Genomic DNA, 2,525 nt, shown 5'->3' with positions numbered 1-2,525 from the left:
GTGGAAACCGGCCCGCTAATCGGCGACTTTCACCAGGAGTTTGCCGAAATTGCGCCCTTCGAGCAGGCCGATGAAGGCCTCCGGCGCGTTCTCGAGCCCCTCGACGATGTCTTCCCGGTAGCGCACCCGTCCCTCTTTGATCCAGGCCGCCATGTCCCGATAGAAAGCCGGCCGCTGATCGACGAATTCGCGCTGGATGAACCCGCGCAGGGTCAGGCTCTTGGACAGCATGGCGCGCATCATCCCCGGCAGGCGATCCGGTCCCGGGAAGGGGCCAGCGGCATTGTACTGCGCCACCAAACCGCAAAGCGGAATGCGGCCGAATTCGTTGAGGAGAGGGAACACCGCATCGAAAACCGCGCCGCCGACATTCTCGAAATAGACGTCGATACCGTTGGGACAGGCAGCGTTCAGCTGATCCGGGAAATCCGCCGCGCGGTGGTCGACGGCCGCATCGAAACCGAGTTCCTCCAACAGGTAYCGACATTTCTCGGGACCGCCCGCGATGCCCACGGCCCTGGCTCCCTTGATCTTGGCGATCTGCCCCACCGCAGAACCCACAGGACCGCTCGCAGCGGCAACGACGACGGTCTCGCCGGGTTTCGGCTGTCCGATGGTCAGAAGGCCGGCATAGGCCGTAAATCCAGGCATGCCGAGGATCCCCAGCGCCGTGGTGATCGGGGCCGCGGTGGTATCGAGCTTGCGCAAGTTCGACCCGTCCGAAACGGCGTAGCTCTGCCAGCCGGAATGGGACAACACCACATCGCCGATCGCGTAATCGGGGTGGCGCGAAGCGACCACTTCCGCGACCGTGCCGCCCTCCATCACGCCGCCGACATCGACCGGTTTGGCATAGGATTTCGCCGCACTCATCCGCCCGCGCATGTAGGGATCGAGCGACAGATACAGGATCTTCAGCAGGATCTCGCCATCGGCGGGAGCAGAGGCCGGTTCGGCCTGCAGGCGAAAATCGCTCGGCGTCGGTCGCCCTTCCGGACGCGCGGCGAGAAGGATTTTTCGATTGGTCGGTGCATTCACGGGCACGCTCCAGGTTGGATCGGGCGGGTTCGGAAATAGCGTCCGGACCCTCTCTGCCGCTCTATRTAGGGCGGTCGAATCGATCGTGTGCTGATGCGATCGCGCATCGACATGCGTGATTCGACCTTGAATGACGAAAACGACAATGCTACCTGTGCAGCAACATCAAGAGTTGGGCCGACGCCCAACGCCAACCTGCTTACCGAGCAAGGTGGCGCTTCCGCAAGGAGGGATGTGGCCAAACCGGCAACGAAACGGTCCTACGCCACTGCGTCAGCACAGCTCGTCTCGACAAGGATGGCTGATGCAACCGAACGGCGAACCACACCACCACCTCCTGACCTTGGGGCCGAACGACACGTCGCTTTTCGTCGGACGGCATCAGTGGCGCGCCCGATCGGGCCGCGTTCAAAGCGCATCGATCTATGTGGTCGTGCACCGGAGAGAGGAAATCTGGACCCATGTCTATCGGGTCGCGGACGATCCCAGGCCAGGTCGGGTCCTCGTTTTCCTGGAGCGAGCGCTCGAAGGCGAGCGAGTCGATGAAGGGCGGGACTGGATCTTGGTGAAGTACGACGTTTCCGTGGATCACCGGATTTCGGCGAAGCAACAAATCCTAGCGAAACACGAAATCCAAGCGAAACACGAAGTCTCGGCGAAACACGAAGTCTCGGCGAAACAAGAAATCTCGGCGAAGTTCGGAGACGTCGAGCGAACGAGCATCTCCGAACCCGTATTGGCAACAAGCGCACCGTCGTCGGACACCCGGCGAAGCGGGGTCCGTGCGGTGGCCGAAGAAGCCCATTAGGCCTTCTTGCGGGCCTTCCGCTTGGTGTTGACGGCTTCCTTGACGGCCTTCGCCGGCTTGAACTTCAAGCTCTTCGAAGCGGCGATCTTGACCGGCTCGCCGGTGCGCGGGTTGCGGCCCTTGCGGGGCTTGCGCTCAACGACCTTGAACGTACCGAAACCGAAGATCGAAACCTCCTCGCCCTTGCCGGCGGTGTCGGAGATTTTCTGGAACACGCTTTCCAGCATCTCCTTCGCAAAGGTTTTGGTGAGTTCATATTCTTCGGCGACGAATTCGATGAGATGATTCTTGTTCATGATTGACCTGCAGTTGAAACAGAACTGAAGCAAGAACCCGATTTTTCGAGGAGGTCAAGCGTGCTTGAGCCACAACACACAAAGGCTTTTGCCCGTTGACCTGTTTAGCTCCCTTCGCCTCGAGGTGCCTATACGAGACCCCCGATCGCCATCGCGCGATGTCCCTGCATCGGCGAGACTGTCGAATCGCGGATGATGAGGCGGCACGCGAGTTCGGTGCGGCGTACCAGTCGTTGACCTTGCGTCGTCAGCTCGATGAGCGTCTCGACGGCGGTCTCACCCAGTTCGCGCGCGGGAATATGCATCGTCGTCAAGCGCGGGCTGAGCAGTTCGGAAATCGGAAGGTCGTCGATCCCGAGCACCGACACCGCCCCGGGGCACGC

At 61.4% G+C, this 2,525-nt stretch carries 4 protein-coding genes and 1 riboswitch; of the genes, 1 reads left to right on the top strand and 3 read right to left on the bottom strand.

Annotated elements, in window-relative coordinates:
• Positions 1-15: 15 nt before the first annotated feature.
• The gene (locus AC1DT3_RS17810; protein ID WP_477466568.1) at positions 16-1,038 is read right to left on the bottom strand and encodes an NADP-dependent oxidoreductase; all 1,023 of its coding nucleotides are present in this window, start codon (positions 1,036-1,038) and stop codon (positions 16-18) included.
• A gap of 157 nt (positions 1,039-1,195) precedes the next feature.
• Positions 1,196-1,302, top strand: a riboswitch (SAM-I-IV-variant riboswitch).
• 40 nt (positions 1,303-1,342) lie between these two features.
• On the opposite strand from AC1DT3_RS17810, the gene AC1DT3_RS17805 reads away from it, so the two are divergent.
• Entirely contained in the window at positions 1,343-1,846 is a 504-nt protein-coding gene (locus AC1DT3_RS17805) for a hypothetical protein (RefSeq protein ID WP_477466567.1), read from the top strand.
• On the opposite strand, the gene AC1DT3_RS17800 is transcribed toward AC1DT3_RS17805, so the two are convergent.
• A complete protein-coding gene (locus AC1DT3_RS17800; RefSeq protein ID WP_477466566.1) occupies positions 1,843-2,142 on the bottom strand; it encodes an HU family DNA-binding protein in 300 nt (99 codons plus the stop codon). The two genes, AC1DT3_RS17805 and AC1DT3_RS17800, sit on opposite strands and share 4 nt — an antisense overlap.
• 128 nt (positions 2,143-2,270) lie before the next feature.
• A partial coding sequence (locus tag AC1DT3_RS17795; RefSeq protein ID WP_477466565.1) for a substrate-binding domain-containing protein occupies positions 2,271-2,525 on the bottom strand: 255 nt, incomplete at its 5' end.

Source organism: Microvirga sp. P4_G7 (assembly GCF_056401005.1).
Note: the sequence above shows the minus strand (reverse complement) of the source record. Positions and strands in the feature narration are given on the sequence as shown.